This window comes from Streptomyces sp. NPDC048257 (assembly GCF_043201855.1).
Classification (GTDB): Bacteria; Actinomycetota; Actinomycetes; order Streptomycetales; family Streptomycetaceae; genus Streptomyces.
The window spans coordinates 564,197-588,600 of the sequence record NZ_JBICZI010000003.1 but is presented as its reverse complement, the minus strand read 5'-3'; the positions used below and the strand labels follow the sequence as shown (position 1 = coordinate 588,600).

Below are 24,404 nucleotides of genomic sequence, written 5' to 3'. Positions count from 1 at the left end.
CACCACCGTGATCGTCCGATCCTTCCGGGACATCGAGGGCACCGACCGCCACGTCAGGGCGGCGTCGGGCACCTGGGAGAGCAAGCGCGTCATCCTGGCGAAGGAACGCGTCGGCTTCTCCCTCCACGAGACCGTCCTGTACGCCGGCACCGAGACGTCCATGTGGTACGCGAACCACGTCGAGGCGGTGGTGTGCGTCGAGGGCGAGGCCGAACTCACCGACGAGGAGACCGGCGAGCGGCACACCATCACGCCCGGCACCGTCTACGTCCTCGACGGCCACGAGCGCCACACCCTGCGCGTCATCCGCGAGTTCCGCTGCCTGTGCGTCTTCAACCCGCCGGTCACCGGCCGGGAGGACCACGACGAGAACGGCGTGTACCCGCTGCTCACCGAACCGGATCCGGTCTGACCGACCCGCCGTCCGACCCGGTCCGCACCCACCGAAAACCGAGAGGAGTGGCAAGCACCGCCATGACCACTGTCACCGAACGCACCCTCGCCGACCTGTACCCCACCCGGGGCTCCGAAGAAGTCCTCATCGGGCGCAAGGACCCCGTCGTGTGGTCCGAACCCGGCACCCCCGGACCGTTCTGGGCGCGTGAACTGGAAGGCTTCGAACGCGACGGCTTCCTGACCGCCGAGCAGCTGATCGGCCCCGAAGAGGTCGAGGAGTACCGGGCCGAGATGGACCGGCTGGTGACGGACCCCGCCGTCCGGGCCGACGAACGGGCCATCGTGGAGCCCGGCTCGGGCGAGGTCCGCTCGGTCTTCGAGGTCCACCGCATCAGCGAGGTGTTCGCACGGCTCGCCGCCGATCCCCGGATCGCGGACCGGGCCCGGCAGATCCTCGGTTCCGACGTGTACGTCCACCAGTCCCGCATCAACGCCAAGCCCGGCTTCGGCGCGAGCGGCTTCTACTGGCACTCCGACTTCGAGACCTGGCACGCCGAGGACGGCCTGCCGCGGATGCGGACGGTCTCGGTGTCCATCGCCCTGACGCCGAACCACTCGACCAACGGCAGCCTGATGATCATGCCGGGTTCGCACCGGACGTTCCTCGGCTGCGCGGGTGCGACGCCGAAGGACAACTACAAGAAGTCGCTGCAGATGCAGGACGCCGGAACGCCCACCCCGGAGGCCCTCACCCGGTTCGCCTCCGCCTGCGGGATCCAGCAGTTCACCGGGGTGGCCGGATCGGCGACCTGGTTCGACTGCAACGCGATGCACGGTTCCGGGGACAACATCACCCCCTACCCGCGCAGCAATGTCTTCCTGGTGTTCAACAGCGTGGAGAACCTGCCGGTGGAACCCTTCGCGGCGCCGGTCCGGCGCCCGTCCTTCATCGCCTCGCGCGACTACACCCCGCTGCCCTGACGCACGCACCCGCGCGCGGGCGCGGCGCGGCCGAGTGGACAGGGGCGGACACGACTGGACAGTGAACGCCCCCGCAGGGCCTGGAATGTGGACGCGGCCCGACACGAGGCTGTGCGCCATGAAACTTGGACGCACGAAGGACGGGCCCGCCGCCCCGGCCCGCCCGGGAGCCGCACTCGCGGCGCTGGCCGCAGCGCAGTTCACCGTGATGCTGGCCACCTCGATCGTGAACGTGGCCCTGCCGCAGATCCGTTCCGGAGTGGGCCTGTCGGACGGCGGCACCACATGGGTGGTCAACGCCTACGGCCTGGCATTCGGGGCGCTGCTCCTGGCCGGCGGCCGGGCAGGTGACCTGCTCGGCCGCCGCCGGGTGCTGATCGCCGGCCTCGCGGTGTTCGCGGGGGCCTCGCTGGCGGCGGGCCTGGCCGGCTCCCCGGGCCTGCTGATCGCCGCCCGCGCCGTGCAGGGTGCCGGCGCCGCCGCCGTCGCCCCGGCCGCCCTCGCCCTGACGATGGACCTGTTCCCGCCCGGTCCCGGTCGCGGCAGAGCCCTCGGGGTGTGGGGCGCCGTCTCCGGCGCGGGGGGAGCGGGCGGCGTACTGCTCGGCGGCGTGCTCACCCAGGCGTGGGGCTGGCCCTGGATCTTCCACGCCGTCGCGCTCGGGACCACGCTGGTCCTCGCCGCCGTGGCGATGCTCGTGCCGCGTACCGCCGCCCGTGGAGCCGGGCGCTTCGATCTGCTGGGTACCGTGGCCGTCACCCTCGCCCTGACCTGCCTGGTCTGGGCCCTGACCACCGCACGCGCCGCCGGCTGGACGGACGCCGGCGTGGTGGCCGCCCTCCTCGGGGCCGGGGTGCTGCTCGTCCTCTTCGTCCTGCTCGAGCGCCGCCGAGCGGACGCCCTGATACCGCCCAGGTTGTTCACGACCGGCCGCGTCGCTGCGGGCAACCTGCTGATGGCGCTGCTGGGCTCCGTGTGGATCGCGCTCTTCTTCTTCCTGCCGCTCTACCAGCAACAGGTCCTCGGCATGAGCCCCCTGGCCACCGGTGCGGGCCAACTCCCGCTCGCCGTGGCCAACATGATCGGCGCGGTCGTGGCACCCCGTCTCGCCGGCCGCATCGGCGCCCCGGCGACCCTGACCGCAGGCCTGCTCGCCGAGGCCGGGGGGTTGCTGTGGCTGGCTCAGATGCGTGCGGACGGGAGCTATCTCGTCGACGCCCTCGGTCCGAGCGTCCTGGTCGGTCTCGGCCTGAGCGTCGCCTTCGTCCAGCTCACCGTGCTCGCCGTGGACGGCGTCCCGCGGCAGGACGCGGGCCTGGCCGGCGGGCTGGTGAACACCACCCGCCAGGTCGGCGGTGCGATCGGCCTGGCCGCGCTCGCCACCCTGGCCGGATCCGTCACGGCCCGCGCATCCGCTCACGAGGCTCCGCTGGAGGCCCTCACCGCGGGCTACCGGGCCGCCTTCGCGGTCTCCGCGGCCGTCCTGGCCGCCACCGCGGTCCTCGCCGTGCTGCTCACCCGTGCGATCCGCCGCCCCCGCGGCGTCCGCCGGCCCGCCACGCCCGGATCGGCGGCAGCGCCCCTTCCGTAGACGCGGCGCAGCCGGACCACGGGTCCGGCGCCGACGGCCGCTCGCTCACCGGTCTGCCGAAGCCACGCCTTCCCGCGCCGCCGTCGCCGTGCGGCGCCTCCCCTTCCCGCCGTCCCGGATGGAGTCGTCCACCATGTCCAGTCACACGACCGTCTCGCCGCCCACCGCCCCTGCCCACCCCGCCCGTCACCCGCACGAGGTCGACAACCGTGCTGCCTACCTCAGCTTCGGACTCGCCTACGTGCTCGGCCACGGCGCCGCCGCGGCCTCCCACGGCGACGCCGGCCTGCTCGACCTGCCCGGCTGGCTGCCCATGACGCTGCTCGCCGCAGGGCTCGCCGCCGGCATCGTCCTGGCCACCGTCGCCGCCCTGCGGGCCCAGCGCGGGGCCACCGCACCGCAGATCCTCTCCGGCAGACTGCTCGGCACCGCCTGGATCGTCGGGTTCACCGCCCTGTTCCTCGCCATCAGCGGCCTCACCTCCGCGCTCGACCTGCCGGAACTCGAGTCCGTCCTCTGGCCCGCCGGCTCCGGACTCGTCGTAGGCCTGCTCTACCTCGCCGAAGGCGCCGTACGCGGCAACCTGCTGCACTACGGGCTCGGCGTCTGGCTCGCCCTGACCTCCACGGCGGCGCTCCTGCTCACCACCCCCGGCCTCTACTGGGCCCTCGCCCTCGCGGGCGGCGGCGCCTACGCCCTCGCCGCGGCCCTCGAACACCGCCGCCTCCAGGCCCTCGTCAGGGCCGCAGGCCGACCCGCCTGAGCGCCACCTCGGAGAGCTCGCCGATGACCTGCTCGTCCCCGCGGCGCCAGGCGTCGGCGAAACCGCCCGCAGGCGTCGGGAGCGCGGCGAGGTCGCCCAGCGGGCCGGTGAGGGCGCGCAGGGCGAGCAGGTCGGCGCCCCCAGGTGCGGCGAACAGGTGCCGCAGGGTGTTGCTGCGCCGGATCCAGCGCAGGCGTGCGGGGAGCCACAGCAGCAGTACGACGGCCACGGGGAAGACGATCAGAGCCGCCGTGGTCAGGGTGGCCACCTGGCTGACGGCGTCCTGGAGCGACTGCCCGGCGTCGGCGAAGCCGGTACTGGCGTCGGCTGCGGATTGCAGGGGCTTCTTCAGGAGGTCGCCGACGAACGGCACGTTCGAGGCCGCTTCACCGGCGTTGTCGAGTTCGGTGGCGAGGCTGTCGCCCGAGCTCTCCACCCGCCGCCCCGGCTCGGCCAGCAGCATGATCGCTTCGTGGACGGCCAGGGCGAACCACACCGCGGCGGCCACCAGGACCACGGCGATCAGGTCCGCGAGCACCTGGCGGTTCCGGCGGGCTGGAGTCTGGGCGTAGAGGCGCATCGGCGGGCTCCCGTTCGGGTGAAGAGGCCGGTCTCCGGTCTGCAGGGAGACTTCCCTGCGAAGGGGCGCGCGAACGGGCCTTGCATGAGGCAGCTGCTTGGCGCAGCTGACCCGGAGGGGCCGGCCGGCCGTCGTACGGCCGACCGGCCCACAGGGGGACGGCCTAAGCGAGGTCGAACCGGTCGAGGTTCATCACCTTGTCCCAGGCGGCGACGAAATCGCGTACGAACTTCGCGCCCGCGTCCTTCGACGCGTAGACCTCCGAGAGCGCGCGCAGCTGGGCGTGCGAACCGAAGACGAGGTCGACCGCGGTGGCGGTCCACTTGACGTCGCCCGTGGCGTGGTCCCGGCCCTCGAACACGTTCTCCGCCGCGTCCGACGCCTTCCACTCCGTGCCCATGTCGAGCAGGTTGACGAAGAAGTCGTTGGTCAACGCCTCCGGACGGTCCGTGAGGACGCCGTGCGCCGACTGCCCGAAGTTGGTGTTCATGGCCCGCATACCGCCGACGAGGACCGTCATCTCGGGTGCGGTCAGGGTCAACATGTTGGCACGGTCCAGCAGAAGGGACTCCGGGGACAGTTTCTCCCCTGGCCGGAGGTAGTTGCGGAATCCGTCCGCCTTGGGCTCGAGTACGGCGAACGCCTCCACGTCGGTCTGCTCCTGCGAGGCATCCGTACGCCCCGGTGCGAACGGGACCCTGATGTCGTGCCCGGCGTTCTTCGCGGCCTGTTCGACCGCCGCGCATCCGCCCAGCACGATCAGGTCGGCGAGCGAGACCTTCGTTCCGCCGGTCTGTGAGCCGTTGAAGTCCTGCCGGATCCGATCGAGGGTCTGCACCACCTCGGCCACCTCGGGCACGTCGTTGACCGCCCAGTCCTTCTGCGGCGCGAGTCGGATCCGTGCCCCGTTGGCCCCGCCCCGCTTGTCGGTGCCGCGGAAGCTCGACGCCGACGCCCAGGCGGCGCCGGCCAGTTGGGGGAGGGACAGCCCCGCGGCGAGGATCGTGGCCTTGAGGGCCGCGACGTCCTCGTCCGAGACCAGCTCGTGGTCGACCGCGGGGACGGGGTCCTGCCAGAGCTGCGGTTCGGGGATCCACGGGCCGAGGTAACGCGACAGCGGACCCATGTCACGGTGCAACAGCTTGTACCACGCCTTGGCGAAGGCGTCCGCGAGCTTGTCCGGGTTCTCGTGGAAGCTCTTCGCGATCGGTGCGTAGACCGGATCCATGCGCAGCGCCAGGTCCGTCGTCAGCATCATCGGAGCGTGCTTCCTGGACGGGTCATGGGCATCCGGCACGGTGCCCTGGGCCGCAGGATCCGTGGGAGTCCACTGCTGCGCACCGGCGGGGCTCGTCGTCAGCTCCCATTCGTACCTGAACAGGTTGTCCAGGTACCCGTTGTCCCACTTCGTCGGCTCGGAGGTCCACGCGCCCTCGAGCCCACTGGTGAGCGCGTCGGCGCCCTTGCCGCTGCCGTAGGTGTTCTTCCAGCCGATGGCCTGCTGCTCGATGGGGCAGGCCTCGGGCTCGGGACCGATGTATTCGGCACCGACCGCGCCGTGGCACTTGCCGAACGTGTGGCCGCCGATGATGAGCGCGGCCGTCTCCTCGTCGTTCATGGCCATGCGCTTGAACGTCTCGCGAATGTCCCGGGCGGCGGCGATCGGGTCCGGGTTGCCGTTGGGCCCTTCCGGATTGACGTAGATCAGGCCCATCTGCACGGCTCCGAAAGGACCGGTGAGTTCCCTGTCACCGCTGTAGCGTTCATCTCCGAGCCAGGTGTCCTCGGGCCCCCAGAAAATCTCCTCGGGTTCCCAGATGTCCTCCCGCCCGAAAGCGAAACCGAAGGTCTTGAAGCCCATGGATTCCATGGCGCAGTTGCCGGCGAAAACCAGCAGGTCCGCCCATGAGATCTTCTGACCGTATTTCTGCTTCACCGGCCAGAGAAGACGGCGCGCCTTGTCGAGGCTCGCATTGTCCGGCCAGCTGTTGAGGGGCGCGAACCGCTGGGCGCCCGCTCCGCCGCCACCCCGGCCGTCGGCGATGCGGTACGTCCCGGCGGAATGCCAGCTCATCCGGATGAAGAGCGGCCCGTAGTGGCCGTAGTCCGCGGGCCACCAGTCCTGCGACGCCGTCATCACCTCGAAGACGTCCCGCTTCAGAGCGTCGAGGTCCAGGGTCGCGAACTCTTCCGCGTAGTCGAAGCTCTCGCCCATCGGATTCGCCGCAGGGGAGTGCTGGTGGAGAACCTGGAGATCCAGCTGATTCGGCCACCAGTCCCGATTCGACCTGGGGCGAGTCGGCGCGGGGGTCGGGGCAGGGATTACCGGGTTCTCGCTGTCGCTGCCGGACACGTCCGTCCTTCTTCCTGTGTCGCTGTTTCCATCTGCTGGCTGCTTGCTCGTGACACTGTCTGACTTTCAGAAGCGAACGACGCCGATGAACGAGCGTGTGTCGGCGCGTCCGTATGGTCGCGCACCGGAGGGCTCCCTCCTACGAGAACACGCAGAGCGCCGCATTTTCGGAGTGAGCGCGGAACGGCTCAGCCGCTGACCGGAGCGAGTACCACGAAGTCGGCGTTCGACGGGTCGAGGCAGACGGCGAGCCGGCCGACGCCTTCCGCGTCCTGCGGGCCCATCTGCACGGTGCCGCCGTTCCCGGTGACCTTGGCGACGGCCGCGTCACAGTCGGCGACGGCGAAGACGGGGTGCCAGTACGGCCGTCCGTTCGTGAGGGAGAGGTGCTCCGCGGGCAGCTCCATGAGACCGCCGTGCATGCGCTCCTCGGGAAGCCCGGCGGGAGTGATGAGGGTGTACGTGCCCCCGCCGCCGCCGGGCATCCCCATGTCGCGGAACTGCCAGCCGAAGACGCCGCCGTAGAACTCCTTCGCGGCCGCGGCGTCACTCGTGTACAGCTCGGTCCAGCACAGCGAGCCCGGCGCGTCCACCAGCTCGACGCCCGTGTCCCGGCCCGGCTGCCAGACGGCGAACTGTCCCCCCAGCGGGTCGCTGTACTGCGCCATCCGGCCCCACTCGTCGAGGTCCCTCGGAGCCACCCGAACGGTGCCGCCCGCGCGTTCCACCGCCTGGGTGGCGGCGTCCGCGTCGGCGACGCTGTGGTAGATCATCCAGGCCGGGCGGGCGCCCTCCTCTGTGAGCTTCCCGAGCCCGGCGACGATCTTGCCGTCCTTGCGGAACATGCCGCCTTCCATGTCCTCGCCCTCGCCCATGGGCTCGTAGTCCCATCCGAGGACGGCGCCGTAGAAGGCGGCGGCGGCCGGGACGTCGGGGGCGCCGAGGTCGAGCCAACAGGGGGAGCCGGGCACGAAGTCGGTGGTGATCACGAGGGTGTTCCTTTCGCAGGTCCTGGTTCGGGGGTCAGCGGCGGTGCATGGTGTGCAGGGCTTCGAGCAGGACCTTGGGGTCGTGGCCGCCCTTGTGGACCGGCGGGGGCTGCCGGTCCAGGTGGAGCAGTCGTGCCACGGCGGTCCAGGCGGTCCGTACCGAGTACTCGACGGTGAACACCACGTCGTCGGGGACTTCGGCGTACTGGCCGATGAAGGCCAGGTTGGTGGACCCGGCCGGTACGACCTCGGGTCGGTCGCCGGCCTTGCGGACCAGGAACTGGCTGGTGATGTACGGCATCAGGGCCGGCCGCACGATCGAGGACTCGAGGATCTGCTCGCTCTGCGCGAGCCGCAGGTGCCCGAGCACCTCGGTCAGGACCTCCCGGCCCGTGCACTCGGCCATGGTCTTGCCCACGTGGTCGCCCGTCCGGTCGGGGAACAGGGCGTAGCCCCACCAGACGTAGGTGTCCTCGGGTTGGTCGTGGAAGTGGGGCTGGTGGTTGAGGACGATGGTCACCAGCCAGCGGGAGTCCTTGAAGGTGATCAGCCCGCCCTTGCCGGCCTCGCTGCCGGAGAACTCCTCCATGGCCTTGAAGAACGCCGGATCCCCGGTGGTGACGGTGAATGATCCCCAGGTGGAGTCCCGGACCGAGGAGTCGAACACCGAAGGGTCGCCCAGGTGGGGGCGCTTGGCCGCCAGGGTGTGCCACAGGCGCCACGAGGCGTCGGGGGCGGAGGTGTCCGGTACGGGGGCCGCGTCGGTCGATCCGAGGGAGGAGTTCGCGGTCATCGAACCGTTGGTGACGAACACCAGGTCCTCGGGGGCGACGGGGATCCGCTCGGCCCCGCCGTCGCGCGTACAGGTGAGGGAGGTGACGGTGATGCCGTCTCCGTCGGCCAACTCGGCGTCCGTGACCGTGGTGTTCATCTCGAAGGTGACGCCCTGGCCGCGCAGCCAGGCCTGGAGCGGGCGCACGATCGAGTCGTACTGGTTGAAGCGGGTGCGGTAGATGCCAGACATGGCGTCGAAGGTCTTGAAGAGGTGGACGAACCGGTTGAGGTAGCGCCGGAACTCGATCGCCGAGTGCCAGGGCTCGAAGGCGAAGGTCGTGCACCACATGTACCAGAAGTTGGTGGTGAAGAACTCCGGAGCGAAGCAGTCGGAGATGCGCTTGCCGTCGAGGCGCGATTCGGGGATGGCCACGCACGCGGCCAGGTCGAGCCGGTCGCGCTCCGAGAACCCCATGGAACGGGTGTCGACCCGGCGGCCGGCGGCGTCGACGAGGCGGGCCTTGTCGTTCCAGGCGAAGTCCTCGTGGAAGGCGAAGGTGTCCTCGGTGACCGAGGTGTCCGGCGGGTCCAGGGAGGGGATGGAGCGCAACAGGTCGTAGGTGCACTCGAAGTGCAGCTCGAACATCCGCCCGCCGCGCATCGTGTAGCCGGCCTCCGGGCCCCCCGCCGCGTCCAGGCTCCCGCCGGTGCGGTTCTGGGCTTCCACGACCGTGATGTCCCCGCCCGCGAACCCGCCCTCCCGGATCAGCAGCGCGGCCGCCGACAGCGAGGCGATGCCCGCACCCACGAGATAGGCCTTGGCCACGACGCGTCTCCGCTCACCGGGGGCCGGGCCGGCCCCGGTCGGCCGCACGGTCCCCTCGCCAGCCGACCACCCCCTGTGGGGTGGCCGCAATCCGGGTGCGCCATTGGGAGGGGCCGGGAGCTCGAGGCACGGCCGCTCTTGACCTTGACACGATGACAAGGTCTTCACTGCGGTCGAGGAGGTGGTGGCGATGACCACTGCGGAACAGGACACCCCTACGGTGAGAGCGCTCCAGGGGCTGGAGGACGGCCGCGCTTCGGTGCGGCTGAGGGCGGCGATGGCGATCGGCTCGAACCCGGACCCGCGTGCGGTCGGGAAGCTCGTCGAGCGGTGCTCGATCGAGCCCGAGTTCTCCGTACGCGAGATGCTGACGTGGGCACTCACCCGTCACCCGGCGTCCCTCACGGTCCCGCGGCTGATCGACGAGCTCCGTTCCGAGCGGCCGCAGGCACGGAGCCAGGCGTTGCACACGTTGTCCAAGACCGGCGACCGGCGGGCGTGGCCGGCGATCACTCCGGCGCTCCTGTCCGACGGCGACGACGAGGTGGCGCGCACTGCCTGGCGCGCGGCGGTGGCGCTCGTGCCCGAGGGCGGGGAGCCCGCACTGGCCGGAGCACTGGTGACACACCTCGGGCGGGGCGGGCGCGAGATGCAGTTGAGCCTCAGCCGGGCGCTGATCGCCCTCGGCGAGGCGGCACTTCCGGCCCTGAGCGCAGCGATGACGGATGCCGCCCCTCACGTGCGTCATCATGCGGACGCGACGGAACGGCTGCTGCGCGACCCGGATGCCGGGTTCGAGTTCGCGATCGAGGAGGCGAAGCGCGTTGCGGCCCTGCAGGACCGGCCAGGAGGAGCGTAATCAGTGTTGATCGGTGATGTGGCCAGGCGGTCCGGAGTCAGTGCCCGCATGCTCAGGCACTACGACTCGCTGGGCCTGGTGCGGCCGACGGGACGCACCGTGTCCGGCTACCGCGAGTACTCCGGCGAGGACATCCGGCGGATCTTCCACGTCGAGAGCCTGCGCTCGCTGGGGCTGACACTGCGTGAGGTCGCGCGCGCCCTGGACGACCCCGGCTTCAGGCCCTCGGAACTCGTCGACGGGCTCGTCCGCCAGACGCAGGAGCGCATCGCCGTCGAGACGGCGCTGCTCACGCGGCTGCGCCGGATCGGCGCCGCGGAACCGGCCGACTGGGAGGACGTCCTCCAGACCGTGGCGCTCCTGCACGCGCTGGGCTCGGAGAGCGCCGCGAAACGCCAGCGCGCGGCGTTGTCCTCGAGCGAAGAGGTGCCGGTACCCGTGGACGCACTGGTCGAGGCGGCGTTGAACGAGGCGGATGCGAACGTGGCCGGTGCCCTTCGCTGGGCCCTGGCCCAATCGGGCGGGGCCGCGCTGGAACTGCTGGCGGAGGGCCTGGCCTCACCGGTGGCCGCGGTGCGGGAACGGGCCGTCCGGTCCATCGCCGAGATCCCGCACGAGCGGGGGAGCGCCCTGCTGCAGGGCGCCCTCACGAGCTCCGACGCCGTGGTCCGCAGGCAGGCGGCCCTCGCGCTCGGAGCGCGTGGAGAGACCGACGCGGTCCCGACGCTCGTCGACATGGTCGTCGAGGGGACGAACGACGTCGACGCGGCCGACGCGCTGAGCGCCCTGGCGAGCCGCCCCGCGGCGGCCGATCCGATCGCCACCACGCTCGTGGGCCGTCTCCCGCACGGCCCCGACGGAGCGCCCGCCCGGCGACGGCTGACACAGGCGCTCGCGGACATCCCGGGAGCCACGGCCTCGCACGCCCTCGCGCAGCTGTCGCGCGACGAGGATCCCGCCGTCGCGCTGACCGCGCGGTACGTCCTGACGCTCCGCGAGGCGCGATAACGGCCGTGCGGAGGGTGCGCTGCGGGCTCGTCACCGCATCGATTCGGTCACTCTGGGAGGCTGTTCGGTGAACCGAGAGTGGCCGTCACCTGGGCCGCGGGTGCGGAGCGGCGCGTCACGGGGGCCGGTGTGCCGTGCACCGGCACGGTGCGGGCCTGCGGGTATCCGGCCGGAGCTGCACGAACACCCGTTTGGTGCCCGATATCCGAACGAGGTGTCCGTAAATCGATCGCTCATGTGCGGCACGCCTTCGTGTCTGGCAGGCTCAGCCTCACTTCAGCGCTGCATCGCAGATTCGGCCTGCCCCGCAGCCTTCGAATTGAAAGCGAGTCTTCTCATGCGTCACCGCTTAGCCACCGTCTCCGCCGCCGCTCTCCTCTGCTTCGCCGGCGCCACGGGCCTGGCGGAGGCGAGCCCTGCGAGCCTGTACGGCCCCTCCGCCCTGGTCTTCACCATCGCCCAGGGGGACGACGCCGCCACGGGCACGGCCCTGCGGGCGGTCACCCTCAGCTGCGCCTACACCGCCGAGGGCACGCACCCCGCGCCCAGGGCCGCGTGCGACGCCCTGAACGCCACCGGCGGCGAGTTCAACCGCCTGCTGGCCGCTCCGAATCCGGACCGCGCGTGTCCGAGGAACTACGCCCCCGTCACCGTCACCGCGGACGGCGTGTGGCAGGGTGACCGCGTCGCGTGGAAGCACACCTTCTCCAACGCGTGCGTGATGTCCGCGACCCTGAACGGCAACGCCGTCTACGCCTTCTGACGCCACCGCGCCACCGCGCCACCGCGCCACCGTGCCACCACGCGACCCCGGCTTCCGGCGCCGGACCAGCCGGGCGCGATCGCGAGCGCGGAGGGGGCCGGCCGCCCTGTGGGGTGGCGGCCGGCCCCGGTGGGCCCGGGCGGGTCAGTTCTGCCAGGGGGTCCAGCTGCCGCTGTTCAGGCGGTGCCGGGACCAGCGCTCACCGTCCATGCCGACGATCGAGATGGTCGGGTTCCAGGTGTTGTTGCCCTCGATGCGGACTCCGCTGCGCACGGTGCCGCCCATGGAGGTCCAGTCGCTCCAGGAGCCCCCGGCGTACTGCCAGCGGGTCCACACCGCGAAGTCGGTGCCGATGACGAAAACCTGACGGTTTCCCGCCGGGTACGTCATCCAGGCCTCGCCGTACTCACAGACGTAGTCACCACCGAGACCGGACACGTGACAGTAGCCGGCAGCGGCGGCGGGCGCCGCCGCCTGCGCCGGGGCGGCGGCGAGGCCGGCGAGGGCGGCCCCGGAGAGCGCGAGGGTGGTGACCGCGAGGGCGGACCGGCGGAGGATGGCCAAGGTCATGTGTGTACTCCCCAATCGGGATGACGGAACGACTTGACGGTCCGAAGACTTCCAGCGGCCGCCAACGAAGCTCTAACGGCCCGCTAACGCTCCGCCGGCGCCGCCGCCGGCCTCACCCCCCGGCACGCTCGCCTTCGGCCTCGCCTCCCGGCGACGGGCCGAGGCCGTACTGACGGCGCCGGAACAATCCGACTTATCCTCGGCCAGGGGCTGTCACCAGAGGAACAGAACGGTACGAAGCGGTACGGGTCGACAAGGGTGGGATCTGTGCAGTTCCGCGTGCTGGGGCCGGTCTCCGTGACGACGGCGAACGGCGGTCCGCTCCCGCTCGGCCCCGCCAAACGCCGAAGTCTGCTGGCCATGCTGCTGGCCCACCCGAACGTGCCCGTCGGTGTCGACCGGCTCACCGAGGCGCTGTGGGACGAGGAGCCGCCGAGGCACGCGCGCACCGTGCTGCAGGGACACGTCTCCCGGCTCCGGGCGGTCCTCGCACAGCACGACGCGGCCGCACACGGCGTGGAACTCCTCACCCAGGGAGCGGCGTACCGGCTGCGCGTGCCCGAAGCACTCGTGGACGCCCACCGTTTCGAGGAGGCGCTCCGGCTCGTCCGGCAGGGCACGGAACCGGGGGAGACCATTGCACTCCTGCGCGAGGCACTGGGGCTGTGGCAGGGACCGGCGTTCGCCGGGACCGTGCACAGCGCACCGCTGGAGGCCCCCGCGCACGCGCTGGAGGAGCTGCGTCTGACGGCCGTCGAGGCGTTGGCGCGCGCGTACGGGCAACTGGGCGACCACACCGCGGCCGCGACCGTGCTGCACGCCGAGGCCGCCGCGCACCCCCTGCGGGAGCCGCTCGTGGCCCAGCTGATGCTGGCCCTGGCCCGGGCGGGCCGGCAGGCGGACGCGCTGGACTGGTTCCACCGCACGCGGAAACTGCTCGCCGACGAGATCGGCGTCGACCCCGCGGCCGTGCTCACCGACGCGTACGACACCCTCCTGCGCGCCGACCCCGCAAACGGCAGGCGGCCGGCGACCGCCGGCCACACGACAGCCCGGCCGCCGGCCGCCACGCCGCACGAGCCCGCCGTAGGGCCCGCAGCCACACCCGAACTGCTGCCCCGCCGGCCGCGGGGCTTCATCGCGCGGCAGGACGAACTCGCCGCCCTCGACCGCATCACGACCGCCACGCCGGGCCCCGTCGTCACCCTCACGGGCAGCGCCGGCGTCGGCAAGACCGCGCTCGCCGTGCACTGGTCGCACCGCCGCCGCGCCGACTTCCCCGGCGGCACGCTCTTCGCCGACCTGTGCGGCTTCAGCCCCACCCCGGCCCGCGACACCTGCGCCGTGCTCCGCGAGTTCCTGCTCGCGCTCGGCGTCCCGGTCGAGCGGATGCCGGGCGCGCCCGCCGCCCTCGGGGCCCGCTACCGCGAACTGACCGCCGGGCGGCGCCTGCTGGTCGTCCTGGACAACGCCCTCGACTCCGGGCAGATCCGCCCGCTGCTGCCCGGCGGGGACGACTGCGTCACCCTCGTCACCAGCCGCGACCGGCTCGACGGCCTGGTGGCCACCGACGCCGCCCGCCCCGTGACGGTCGGCGCGTTACCCGCCGCGGACTCGACGGCGCTGCTGGCCGCCGTACTGGGCCCGGAATCGGTGGCGGCCGAACCGGAGGCCGCCGCGCGACTGGCCGGCCTGTGCGACGGACTGCCGCTCGCGCTGCGCGTCGCCGCCGCCCGGCTCGCCACCCGTCCGCACCGGGGCCTGGCCTCCTTCGCCGGTGAACTCGCCCACGAGCAGCACCGGCTAGACCTGCTCAGGGCGGAGGACACCGGCGTCGCCGCAGCGCTCGGCCTCAGTCTCCAGCACCTGCCCGAACCGGCACGGCGGTTGTTCCACCACCTCGGCCCGCACACCGGCGCCACCCTCGACACCGGCACCGCAGCCGCGCTCGCCGACTGCCCGCCGTCCCAGGCCGCCCTGGCGCTGGACCAGTTGGCCTCGGCCCAGCTGGTCGTCGAAACGGGCCCACGGTCCTACGTGCTGCACGATCTGGTACGCCTCTTCGCGCGCAGCCTGGCACCCGACCACGAACCCGGGGGGCTGCTCCGGCTGCTCGACCACTGGGTGCAGACCCTGCTCGGGGCGTGCGCGGCCGCGGAGCCCGGGGGCGAGCCGTGCTGCGCACTGCCTCCCGGGGCACGGCGATCGGCCGAGACCCGCCGGTTCGCCGACCGGACGGGCGCGCTCGCCTGGTACTCCGCCGAACGCGGCACCCTGCGGGCCACGGTCGGGGCCGCTGTCGCGGCGGGCCTCCACGACCGGGCCTGGCGGCTCGTCCTGCTCCAGTGGCCGCTCATCGTGTGGCAGGCCCGCGACGGCTGGGTGCCACTGATCGAGCAGGGCCTGGCGTCCGCGGAACTGGACGGTGATCCGGCGGCCCAGTCCCGGGCGTTGGCGCTGCTCGGCTGGGTGCTGTCCGAGGAGGGCAGGCCCGAGGAGGCGCTGAAGCGGTTGGAGCGGGCCCCTGACCTCGCCGTGCGGGCGGGGGACGTCGCCGGGGAGGCGGTCGCCCGGATCAACCTGGCCGTCGCGCTCATGCGGCACGGGGACCGCGAGCGGCCCGGCGGCCTCTTGGCCGACGCCCTCGCCCTGGCCGAGCGGGAGGGCCTCACGGAGACGGTCACCCTGGCGCACCAGCACCTCGCCCAGCACCTGCTGTCGGTCGGAGCCGCCGCCGACGCCGCCGCACACGCCGTCCGCGGCCTGGCTCTTGCCGCGCCTCCGCTGGCGGCCCCCCGGCGGGTGGTGCTGCGCACCCTGCACGGTGAGGCGCTGGCCGCCGTCGGGCGTACCGATGAGGCCGTGCGACAGCTCTCCGAAGCCATCCGGGAGGCTCGGGCCAGCGCCTACGAGGAGGGCGAGGTCGCCGCGCGGGTGGCACTGGACGGGCTGGCGTGGAGGGTGGCGGCGCGCAGGGGGCCCTGCGCGCCCTCCCCTCTCAGCGGGTGCCGCTCCGGTCCGCTACCAGACGGATCGCCGCGATCGTGAGGTCCGGGTCATGGAGCTGGACGTAGTGGTCGCTGCCGGTCGCCAGGAGGTGCGGGGTCTGCGGCCGCATCTTCACGAGTGCTTGTTGGGCCTTGGGCCAGGCCGCTTCCAGCTGGGCGAGGAGCTCCCGGGACATGGTGGCGGGCGCTGCGAACGGCGCGGTCTTGCTGAGTACCGCGACCGGGACCGCCGGGAGCGGCCCGCCGCCGTCGAGGGCCCCGACCCCGCCGTCGATGTCGACCTGCTCGAAGGCCGGGTCGGCGTCGAAGGGTGTCCCGGGGTGCCGCAACGCCTCGACGTACGCCGCCCAGTACGTCCCCATCGCAGGCTTCAGCCCGGGCCCGAGCGCGTCGACCAGGACCAGCCCGCGGACGTGTTCCGGGTGCGCCTGTGCGTACCGCAGGGCGAGCATCCCGCCGAAGGAGTGCCCCACCAGCAGGTACGGACCCGGTACGCGCCCGGCGGACAGCAGCCGGTCCAGGTCCTGGACCATGGCCGCCAAGGGCCGGGTGCCGCGCACGGGCGTGCTGCGCGTGGTGAGCGTCGGTGGCTGGGTGTAGCGGATGGTGCCGGGCCGGTCGTAGGTGCACACACGGGTGAACGCGGCCACGCCGGGCAGCACCGCCGGGGTCTTCGGCACCGGCGGGGTGGTGTCGGTCAGCGACCACGGGTCGGAGGCCTCGTGCAGCCCGGACAGCAGCACCACGGTGGGGCTGCCGGATCCCGAGCACTGCAGGTACAGGCTCCGCCCGCCGCCGATGTCCACCTGCCGCCCGGAGTCGCCCGAGTCCCCGGTGCCCGGTCCGGTGGTGGCCGTCATGAGCAGGACGGCCACCACCGCAGCTGCCATCCGGCCGGGCGCACGCCATCGCATACCCCCAGCCTCCCGCGCGGTCCGCCGCCCCGCCATCCGGCCCTGGGCTGCGGGCCGTCCCCGCCAGTGCGTGGTTCAGGACACGAGGGGTGCGGCGTCCACCTCGGTCAGCCTGACCGTGCACAGTCCGCCGCGCTCGCTCGTCACGTCCGTCACCTTGAGCTGCGTGCCCGGCGCGAGGATGTACTCCTCCTCCCCGGTGAAGGCCGAGAAGTTCCGGATCCCGACCGCCTGGGCGGGCGTCACCTCGAACAGCGTCCGCTTGCCGCGGCTGCCGAGGAAGGACCGGGCCACGTTCCGCTCCGAGGTGCACGAGGAGACGCCCCACCACGTGACCGTCCGGCCCACCGGGTACTGCGCCCGCAGGTCCAGCGACACACCGCGCCACAGCGGCTGGGTGTGGGCGGGCAGCCCCGAGACCGCCGAGAACAGCAGCCGCAGGTACGGCAGGTAGGGCGTGACCCTGGTGCGGTCCGGCGAGCGGAGGACGGCGTTGATCTCGCGGTAGAAGGCGGACTCGCAGGTGTAGAGGTAGAGCGCGGAGATCGCGTCGGCGGACGGCCCTCCGGCCGCCTCGTCCGCCCGTCGCTTGCCGAAGTCCCGTGACCGGTCGATGTGTTTCGCCAGCCCGGCCAGCGCCTCGGCGACCGGTGCCACGGCGTCCTGGAAGTCCATCAGCGGGGTATCGAACACACCGGTGATCGCGGGGAGGACCAGGCCCTCGTCCTTGACGCTGGTGAGTCGCTCCAGATACATCTGGTGCAGGTTCATGGTCGACTCGATGAAGGCGCCCATGCGCGCCGCGACGCCACCGTCCGCACCGCCGCCGCCGGCCGCGCCCGCGTTCCAGCCCTTGCTCGGCAGCCAGTCCACGCCGTCGGCGCCCAGCGACGCCAGGGCCTCGTTCACCATGGCGAAGTGGTCGCCCTCGCAGAAGATGTCGCCCTGCGCCGCCGGGTTCGCGTGGTCGATGTGCCGCACCTCGACGTCCGGGTACTTCTCCTGGAGCCGCAGGACGACCTTCTTCAGGTTGCGCGCGTGCGCCCCCCACCAGGCGAACACGACCCCGCGGTCGTCCTCGTCCGCGTCCTGCTTGGCCTTGAGGATCTCCTCGACGATCCTCTCGGCGACGGGCCGCCAGAACGCCGTGTGCTGGTCGGCCCCCATCGCCCCGTCGCCGCTGGCGGTGAGCGAGGCGTTCAGCAGCAGTACGCCCTGCGTCAGCATCGCCTGGAACCACTCCGGCGGCTGGACGGTGTCCCGCTCCTTCAACAGCGCGCGAACGTCGGCGATCGGAGTCTTCTTGGCTATGCCGTACTTCCACATCGCCGCCGCCTTGATGATGCAGCGGATGCTGACGACCCTGCCGAACTGACTGTCCTTCCAGTCGTTGAAGGTGTTGTCGAACATGGCTATGCCCGTCGCGCTCTCCGGGCGCGGGTACGGGTTCTGGCCGAAGACGACGACCTTCCACTTGTGCGGGGGATGGGGCTTGAGAGCCTGGAAGGTCAGCTCACGGACCGGCACGACCTCGGGGCTGCGCCCCTTCCCGATGAACCCGCCGGCGTTCGGCTGCGCCTCGATGACCGGCTTCAGGAGCGGAAGCCAGGGCTCACCGCCGCCGTCGAAGAGTTCGGTGAGGGCCAGGGGATCGGTCGCGTCGGTCACGGGAGAAGGGCCTCCGGTCGTCGTGGTCGCGGCAGGGACGTGGCCGGTGGGGTGGCCGGCGGGCTGGACAGGGGCTGAGGCCTTCGGCGGCACGATGCGCACGCGCTCCTCGACCGGCGCGTTCTCGATGCCGTTCAGCTGCGTGATGATCGTGGCGCGCAGTTCGTCGTCGTCCTCGAACCAGTGGTCGTGGAAGAGCGTGTAGCCGGTCCACATCAGGTTGGCGCACACCCGGGCCGGGACCCGGCCGGTCTGTGCACCCATCCCGACCAGCGCCACCGAGCGGATGCTGCCCGGCACCTTCCGGTTCTGCCGGTGGACGGCCTGGAACGCGGCGGCGCACGACAGGGCCACGTTCAGCGTGGCGCTCACGTTCTGCGAGGACTGCACCATGGTCGGCGTCGATATCAGGTACCGGGGAACGGTCGCCCCCGACGGGACACAGACGGCGCTGCCCACCGGGAGGACACCGGCGAAGCGGTCGCGGATCGCCCGCTGTACACGTACCTGTATGCCGGATCCGAGGTGCCGCTTGATGACGGCGTCGACCCCACCGTCCATCCGGCCACGGGAGTTGGTCGGGGTGACCCAGGCGTCGACGTCCTCGTCGAGGATCGAGCCCTTGTGGATCTCGATGCCGGGGGTGTCCGCGAACGCCGCCCTCCACGCCTCCACCACACGCTCGTTGACGTCTGTCAGCACCACCCTGAGCGCGGGCGGAGTACTGCTCTCGGTCATCGTCCACTCCTTGTCGGAAACGGCCCTTGCAACACCTCCAACCTAGCCGCCACCACTGACAACGCAGCTCCGGGAAACGGACGGTGACCTGGGCTCACGACTCCGCGGACGCGCGGCCGCCGTCGCCGCCGGCGGCCCGTACGGGGCCTGCGTGCCGGGCCCGGTACGTGCCGGGGGTGATGCCCTCCCAGCGGGTGAACGCGCGGACCAGGGCGGTGGCTCCGCTCAGGCCGACGAGGGGGGCGATCCGGTCGAGCGGCAGGTCCGTGGTCTCCAGCAGCCGGCCGGCCCGCCGGTGCCGGGCGGCGTCGAGAAGGGCCCTCCAGGAGGTGCCCTCCTCCTGGAGGGCCCGGCGCAGGGTGCGGGGGCTGAGGTGGACGCCCTTGCCCGCGTCGGCGGGGCCGGTGCCGTCGAGCGGGGCGTGGTCCAGCCACTGGCGGACCCGCTCCGCGAGGGTCACGGACGCCGACAGTTCGCGGAGCAGCCGGTCGGCGTAGGCGCGGTGCAGGGCGCCGAGTTCGGGGTCGTGCGGGGCGCGGGGCCGGTCGAGGTCGCGGTTGCCGACGGTGATCGCGTTCCCGGGGGCGTCGAAGCCGACGGGGCAGCCGAGGATCCGGGCGTACGGTTCGGCGGAGCCGGTACGGGCGTGGGTGAAGGACACCGACAGGGGCGCCCAGTCGTCCCCGGCGATCCAGCGGGCGGCCCGCACCATGCCGGTGACGACCGCCTCCACCTGCTGGGGGTGCATGGTGGCGGGGTCGACGGTCGGCCGGTAGCGGATACGGGTGGCCTCGCCGCCGCGGTGCAGGGAGACCGTACCGGCCTGGCTGACCAAGGGGTGGTAGCGGACCGCCGCTTCGGCGGCCTCCGCGAGGCTCGCGCAGGTGAGGACCACATGGCCGAGGACGTGCAGGCTGCCCGGCTTGATCCCGTCCCCGACGCGGAGACCGGCGTGCGGGTCGCCACCACGGGCCCCCGGACCGCCGTCGGCGCCGCCGTCACCGGTGCTGCCGCCGATCAGAGTGTCCCAGAGGGCGCGCACCTCGGTGAAGGGGAGCCGGTCCCGGGGCGAGGCCCAGGCGCCGGGACCGGACACGGCATCGGCGCCGTCCGTCGTCGCGTTCAGGACGGCGCGCGCGTAGCACGCGGCGACGGTGGACGGCTCGATGCTGGGCATGGCGGTCAGTCAATGCCGGGGGTGTTCCGCAGTCAACCGGCTGTGGGGGGCCGGGGAGTCAACGAGGTGGCCGCCAGGGTCAATGACCCGGGCCGGCGGCGCTCCTAGGGTCGGGCTGCCCGTTGCGGCAGACCGGCACGCGGACAGGCAGGCAGTTCGCGGTATGCGCATCCGAAGGAGCACCCTCTTGATCGTCTTTCTGCTGCCCTCGTCCGGCTACGACCCGACCGAGGCGGCCGTGCCCTGGGCCGCGTTGCGGGACGCCGGGTACGACGTGCGGTTCGCGACGCCCGACGGGCGGGTCGCGCCGGCCGACCGCCGGCTCACCGACACCGGCTTCTCCTGGCTGTCCCCGTGGCTGATGACGCGGCGCGCCGAGCTGGCTGCCTACCGGAGACTGACCGACGACGCGTGGTTCCGCGCCCCGTTGTCGTACGCCGAGGTCGACCCGGCGTGCCTGACGGGGCTGTTCGTGCCCGGCGGCCACGCCCGGGGGATGCGTACGTTGCTGGAGGACGCGACCGCGCAGCGGTTGTTCGCACGGGTCTTCCTGGTGGGGCTGCCGGTGGGGGCGGTGTGCCACGGTGTGCTGCTGGCGGCCCGCGCGAAGGACCCCGCGACCGGCCGGTCGGTGCTGTACGGGCGGCGGACCACGGCCTTGACCTCGCTGCTGGAACTCACCGCCTGGAACCTGACCCGGCTGTGGCTGGGCCGCTACTACCGGACCTATCCGGCGACCGTCCAGGCGGAGGTCACCGCGGCCCTCGCCGATCCGGGCCACTTCCTGGCAGGCCCGCCGCTGCCCGTCCGGGACACCGCGACGCGCCCCGGCCGCGGATTCACGGTGCGGGACGGCAACTACGTCTCCGCCCGCTGGCCCGGCGACTGCCACCGGCTGGCGGCGGACTACCTCGAGCTGGTCCGCTCACACCGGCGCACCCCCGCACCGTCCACCCCTGAGAGCGGGAACTGACGTGGCATGGCGCAGCAGCGGCGGTCGCCACCGTGCAGGCCGCCCGCAGTCATACGCCACGGCCTAAGGGCTGTCCCGTAATCCCCGGCGGGCGCACGACGACAGCTACGGCACCTCGCTGCGTTGTCGGAACGCCCGAATACGCACAGTATGAGGACGCTCCTCCGCCTTGCGATGCACCGCATCTGACGCCGTGCGCTGATCCACCGGGGATTACGGGACAGCCCTTAGTCTTGATCTCCCGGCCTCCTGGATCGAGGGATCATGGACTCCGGTGAGGGCCGGTTCGACGTCCCGGAGGCGGGACGCCAACGAGACCGCGCTCGCGACCGTCCTGACCGGCGCGACCGGGACCGTCCAGCCGCTGTGGCGCACGTACGACGCGCGGACCCGCGAGCGCGCCCGCGACCGCCTCGCCGAGATGAACTGCAAGGAGCTGGCCGACAGACCGTACGGTGTGTGCTCCGGCGGCCAACGGGCCCGCATCCTCATCGCTCGCGCGCTCATCGCCGACCCGTCCTTGTTGCTCCTCGCCGAGCCGTTCAACGCGCTCGACCTGCCTTCGCGCGAGGACCTGATCGACGCCCTGCACCGACTCGCCGTCGAGCGTCCGGACCTGGCGACCGTCACGGTCACCCACCACGCGGAGGAACTGGCCCCGAGTACGAGCCACGCACTGCTGCTGCGCGAGGGCCGCGTCCACACGGCGGGCCCGGTCGCCGCCGTCCTGACCGGCGACCTGCTCACCGCGTGCTTCGGTCGCCCGATCGAGGTCAGCCGCCACGACGGCCGCTGGGCGGCCCGGTCCGGCCGCGGCCACGACCGCTGAGCGCCACCGGCCCGTAGGGGGAGGGGCCGCCCGGCGAGGCGCGTGCTGCGGGTCGCCGGGTCTTCCCTCGCGGACGATACTGAAGGTCACGGTGCGTGGAGGCGACATGCGTGAACCGGAGCATCGCGGCCGGGGGCCGGCCCCGGCCCCCGTCAGCGACACGGCAGCGGTCGTCCTGGACGACGAGGGCGTGGTCATCGCCCGTTCGGAGTGGGCCGCGACGCTGCTGGAATGCTCGCCGGGCCGGACCTGTGCGCCCTTGCTGCGGATGCTGCCGCGGGCCGGAACGGATGCGGGACCGGCCGGCCACCCGGTGACCGTTCCGGATGGCGATCATGACGGTCAGAAGGTCCCGCTGGTCTGCACGGTCGTCCCGCTTGCGGCTCACACTCCGGACGGCCTTGGCACCGAAGCGCAGTGGCTCGTCCTGGTCACCCCGGCGGAAACGGCGGTTGAGGCGGCCGAGCGAGATGCGTGGAGACGCCGGACGGGGCTCTCCCAGGCCGCCGCCGCGGGCATCGGCACCTCGCTGGACGTGATCGAGACGGCCGGGACCCTGGTGAATCTGCTCGTCCCCGATTTCGCCGACCTGGCGACCGTGGACATCGCCGAGGAGGTGCTGGTGGGCGACGAGCCCCCGCACCTCGACACCAGCGGCGACGTCCGCCTGCGCAGGACCGCTGCCGCGCAGAGCCCGGAGATATCCGCCGAGGACCTGCTGGCGGTGGGAGAGGCGCTTCCTCCCGTAACGGACAGTACGTTGATGCGCCCCCTCATGCAGGGGCTGCCCGTGCTGGTGCCGGACGTGGCCGTCCTGCACGCGAAGCTCGGCGTGGATCCGCAGACCCTGCCGTTGTTCGTCCCGAGCGGAGCCCACTCCTCCATAGCGATGCCGCTCTACGCGCGAGGGCTGGTGCTCGGCTGCGTCACGGTCTGGCGCAGTCAGCTGCCTTCCGCGTTCGGCGAGGAGGACGCGGCCCTGCTGCAGGACGTCGTCTCCAGGGCCGCACTCGGCGTGGACAACGCGCGCCGTTACACCAAGGAACACCGGTCGGCGCTGGCCCTGCAGCGAAGCCTGCTGCCGCACTCCGCCCTGGACGTGGCGGCCGCGGACACGGCGGGGGTGTACCAGCCTGCGGGCGGTGGTGTGGGGGTCGGCGGGGACTGGTTCGACGTGATCCCCTTGTCGTCGTTGCGCGTGGCCTTCGTCGTCGGGGACGTCGTCGGACACGGACTGGAGGCCACCGCGGCCATGGCGCGGCTGCGGACCGCGGTGCAGACCCTGGCCGACCTCGATCTGGATCCGGGTGAGCTCCTCACGCACCTCGACGACCTGGTGCTCGGTTTCTCCGACGAGCAGATGGCCGGCGAGTCCCGCTCCGAGGGCTCGGAGCGGGACTCGCGCTCGGAGCCGGCGGTGCTGGGAGCGACGTGTCTGTACGCCGTCTACGACCCGGTGACGGGGCAGTGCGCCGCTGCCGCCGCGGGACATCCGTCGCCGGTCCTTCTGCCGCCGGACGGCGAGCCGGTCCTCCTCGGCGTGACGCCGGGGCCGCCGTTGGGGGTGGGCGGAGTGCCGTTCGAGGTGACGGAGTTCGGCGTGCAGCCCGGCAGTCTGCTCGCCTTCTTCACGGACGGACTAGTGGAGAGCCGCGGTGGCGACATCGAGGAAGGGATGGAGAGACTGAGGGGCTCGCTCGCCGGAGCCGACCCGAGCCGGCCGCTCGACGAGATCAGCCGGAGCATGTTCGACGGGGTGCGGCCCCAAGAACCCGTCGACGACGCCGCCTTGCTGCTCGCCCGCATCCACGCGCTCTCGCCCGATCAGATCGCCGAGTGGGAGTTCGCAGCCGACCTCTCTCTCGTCGCGCACGCTCGGGAGCGGGTGGTGGGCCAACTGTCCGACTGGCAGTTGGACGAACTGGGCTTCGTGACCGAACTCGTCGCCAGCGAGCTCGTCACGAACGCGATCCGCTACGCGGGCGAGCCGGTCGGGCTCCGGCTGATCCGCGACCGGGGCGTGCTCGTCTGTGAGGTGTCCGACCCCAGTAGCACCCAGCCGCGCCTGCGTCGTGCCCGGGAGACGGACGAGGGCGGGCGCGGCTTGTTCCTCGTGGCCCAGCTCACCGACCGTTGGGGCTGCCGGTTCACCAGTACAGGGAAGACCATCTGGACGGAGCAGCCCATAGGCGGCGCCCCCTAGGTTCCTACGACGTCGGCACCCTGCGGACGGGTCCTCCTGGGCCGGTGAGGTGAACCTGTACGGCGGATGGCGGCGGGGCGGGTGGCAGCGGTGGCAGTCCGCCGGGGCGCACCCGAGGCTCGTTCTTCGGAGACGAGCACGAGGAAAGGGCAGCAGCGATGTCGCATGCCAAGGAGGAGGGCGTGGCCGCGCGCCCGATCGATACGGTGGACCGGCGTCGGAACCGAGCCGGACACCTGCGGACCGCGATCAGGCGGACCAACCTGCTACCGGCGTTCCTGGTGCTCACCGTCATGATGGTGGCCCTGTGGCTGATGGGTATGCCGTTTCTCCAGGCCCTGACGATTTCCACCGCAGTGAAGATCACGGTGGCTCTGCTGGAACTCCGCCGGCTGCCCGACCCCGTCGACAACTGACGCGAGTCCTCCCCACGGCCCGCCT

The 24,404-nt window shown here is 72.4% G+C and carries 19 protein-coding genes and 1 pseudogene; 12 read left to right on the top strand and 8 right to left on the bottom strand.

Annotated features, from left to right (window positions below; translation table 11 throughout):
• Positions 1-7: 7 nt before the first annotated feature.
• The 4 genes from ACGFZK_RS10410 (at position 8) to ACGFZK_RS10395 (ending at position 3,731) form a co-directional block, all read left to right on the top strand.
• Positions 8-412: an ectoine synthase gene (locus ACGFZK_RS10410; RefSeq protein ID WP_393848438.1), complete on the top strand. Its 405-nt coding sequence runs from the start codon at positions 8-10 to the stop codon at positions 410-412.
• Positions 413-474: 62 nt separating this feature from the next.
• Positions 475-1,377 (top strand): ectoine hydroxylase, encoded by a 903-nt coding sequence (gene thpD / locus ACGFZK_RS10405; protein WP_393848437.1) that lies wholly within the window; start codon positions 475-477, stop codon positions 1,375-1,377.
• A 118-nt stretch (positions 1,378-1,495) separates the two neighbouring features.
• On the top strand, positions 1,496-2,968 hold the full coding sequence (locus ACGFZK_RS10400; protein ID WP_393848436.1) for an MFS transporter: 1,473 nt from the start codon (positions 1,496-1,498) through the stop codon (positions 2,966-2,968).
• Between the two features lie 133 nt (positions 2,969-3,101).
• Entirely contained in the window at positions 3,102-3,731 is a 630-nt protein-coding gene (locus tag ACGFZK_RS10395) for an ABC transporter permease (protein ID WP_393848435.1), read from the top strand.
• Here ACGFZK_RS10395 and ACGFZK_RS10390 read toward each other — a convergent pair.
• From ACGFZK_RS10390 to ACGFZK_RS10375, 4 genes are all read right to left on the bottom strand, one after another.
• Entirely contained in the window at positions 3,706-4,311 is a 606-nt protein-coding gene (locus tag ACGFZK_RS10390) for a hypothetical protein (RefSeq protein WP_393848434.1), read from the bottom strand. The two genes, ACGFZK_RS10395 and ACGFZK_RS10390, sit on opposite strands and share 26 nt — an antisense overlap.
• Positions 4,312-4,474: 163 nt before the next feature.
• On the bottom strand, positions 4,475-6,664 hold the full coding sequence (katG, locus tag ACGFZK_RS10385; RefSeq protein WP_393848433.1) for a catalase/peroxidase HPI: 2,190 nt from the start codon (positions 6,662-6,664) through the stop codon (positions 4,475-4,477).
• A gap of 188 nt (positions 6,665-6,852) precedes the next feature.
• Positions 6,853-7,653 (bottom strand): VOC family protein, encoded by an 801-nt coding sequence (locus ACGFZK_RS10380; RefSeq protein WP_393848432.1) that lies wholly within the window; start codon positions 7,651-7,653, stop codon positions 6,853-6,855.
• A 34-nt stretch (positions 7,654-7,687) separates the two neighbouring features.
• Positions 7,688-9,253 (bottom strand): oleate hydratase, encoded by a 1,566-nt coding sequence (locus ACGFZK_RS10375; RefSeq protein ID WP_393848431.1) that lies wholly within the window; start codon positions 9,251-9,253, stop codon positions 7,688-7,690.
• Positions 9,254-9,443: 190 nt separating this feature from the next.
• Between ACGFZK_RS10375 and ACGFZK_RS10370 the strand changes: the two genes are divergently transcribed.
• The 3 genes from ACGFZK_RS10370 to ACGFZK_RS10360 all read left to right on the top strand — a co-directional run bounded on the left by ACGFZK_RS10370 (position 9,444) and on the right by ACGFZK_RS10360 (position 11,883).
• Positions 9,444-10,112 (top strand): HEAT repeat domain-containing protein, encoded by a 669-nt coding sequence (locus ACGFZK_RS10370; protein WP_393848430.1) that lies wholly within the window; start codon positions 9,444-9,446, stop codon positions 10,110-10,112.
• Positions 10,113-10,115: 3 nt separating this feature from the next.
• Positions 10,116-11,120, top strand: a complete 1,005-nt coding sequence (locus tag ACGFZK_RS10365) for a HEAT repeat domain-containing protein (RefSeq protein ID WP_393848429.1) — start codon at positions 10,116-10,118, stop codon at positions 11,118-11,120.
• 337 nt (positions 11,121-11,457) lie between these two features.
• The gene (locus ACGFZK_RS10360) at positions 11,458-11,883 is read left to right on the top strand and encodes a subtilase-type protease inhibitor (protein ID WP_393848428.1); all 426 of its coding nucleotides are present in this window, start codon (positions 11,458-11,460) and stop codon (positions 11,881-11,883) included.
• A 144-nt stretch (positions 11,884-12,027) separates the two neighbouring features.
• Here ACGFZK_RS10360 and ACGFZK_RS10355 read toward each other — a convergent pair whose 3' ends face one another.
• On the bottom strand, positions 12,028-12,453 hold the full coding sequence (locus ACGFZK_RS10355; protein ID WP_393848427.1) for a hypothetical protein: 426 nt from the start codon (positions 12,451-12,453) through the stop codon (positions 12,028-12,030).
• A 267-nt stretch (positions 12,454-12,720) separates the two neighbouring features.
• On the opposite strand from ACGFZK_RS10355, the gene ACGFZK_RS10350 reads away from it, so the two are divergent.
• The gene (locus ACGFZK_RS10350; RefSeq protein WP_393848426.1) at positions 12,721-15,501 is read left to right on the top strand and encodes a BTAD domain-containing putative transcriptional regulator; all 2,781 of its coding nucleotides are present in this window, start codon (positions 12,721-12,723) and stop codon (positions 15,499-15,501) included.
• Here the strand turns inward: ACGFZK_RS10350 and ACGFZK_RS10345 are convergent.
• The 3 genes from ACGFZK_RS10345 to ACGFZK_RS10335 form a co-directional block, all read right to left on the bottom strand.
• A complete protein-coding gene (locus ACGFZK_RS10345) occupies positions 15,452-16,375 on the bottom strand; it encodes an alpha/beta fold hydrolase (protein ID WP_393848425.1) in 924 nt (307 codons plus the stop codon). The genes ACGFZK_RS10350 and ACGFZK_RS10345 overlap by 50 nt on opposite strands.
• 75 nt (positions 16,376-16,450) lie before the next feature.
• Positions 16,451-18,781 (bottom strand): macro domain-containing protein, encoded by a 2,331-nt coding sequence (locus ACGFZK_RS10340; protein ID WP_393848424.1) that lies wholly within the window; start codon positions 18,779-18,781, stop codon positions 16,451-16,453.
• 94 nt (positions 18,782-18,875) lie between these two features.
• A complete protein-coding gene (locus ACGFZK_RS10335; RefSeq protein ID WP_393848423.1) occupies positions 18,876-19,958 on the bottom strand; it encodes an AraC family transcriptional regulator in 1,083 nt (360 codons plus the stop codon).
• 187 nt (positions 19,959-20,145) lie between these two features.
• Between ACGFZK_RS10335 and ACGFZK_RS10330 the strand changes: the two genes are divergently transcribed.
• The 4 genes and pseudogenes from ACGFZK_RS10330 (at position 20,146) to ACGFZK_RS10315 (ending at position 24,379) form a co-directional block, all read left to right on the top strand.
• Positions 20,146-20,931 (top strand): type 1 glutamine amidotransferase domain-containing protein, encoded by a 786-nt coding sequence (locus ACGFZK_RS10330; protein ID WP_393848422.1) that lies wholly within the window; start codon positions 20,146-20,148, stop codon positions 20,929-20,931.
• A 316-nt stretch (positions 20,932-21,247) separates the two neighbouring features.
• A pseudogene (locus ACGFZK_RS10325) lies at positions 21,248-21,760 on the top strand (ATP-binding cassette domain-containing protein); the annotation flags it as partial.
• Between the two features lie 106 nt (positions 21,761-21,866).
• Complete coding sequence (locus tag ACGFZK_RS10320) at positions 21,867-23,963, top strand: SpoIIE family protein phosphatase (RefSeq protein WP_393848421.1); 2,097 nt, start codon at positions 21,867-21,869, stop codon at positions 23,961-23,963.
• 182 nt (positions 23,964-24,145) lie between these two features.
• Positions 24,146-24,379: a hypothetical protein gene (locus ACGFZK_RS10315; RefSeq protein ID WP_393848420.1), complete on the top strand. Its 234-nt coding sequence runs from the start codon at positions 24,146-24,148 to the stop codon at positions 24,377-24,379.
• Positions 24,380-24,404: the final 25 nt, after the last annotated feature.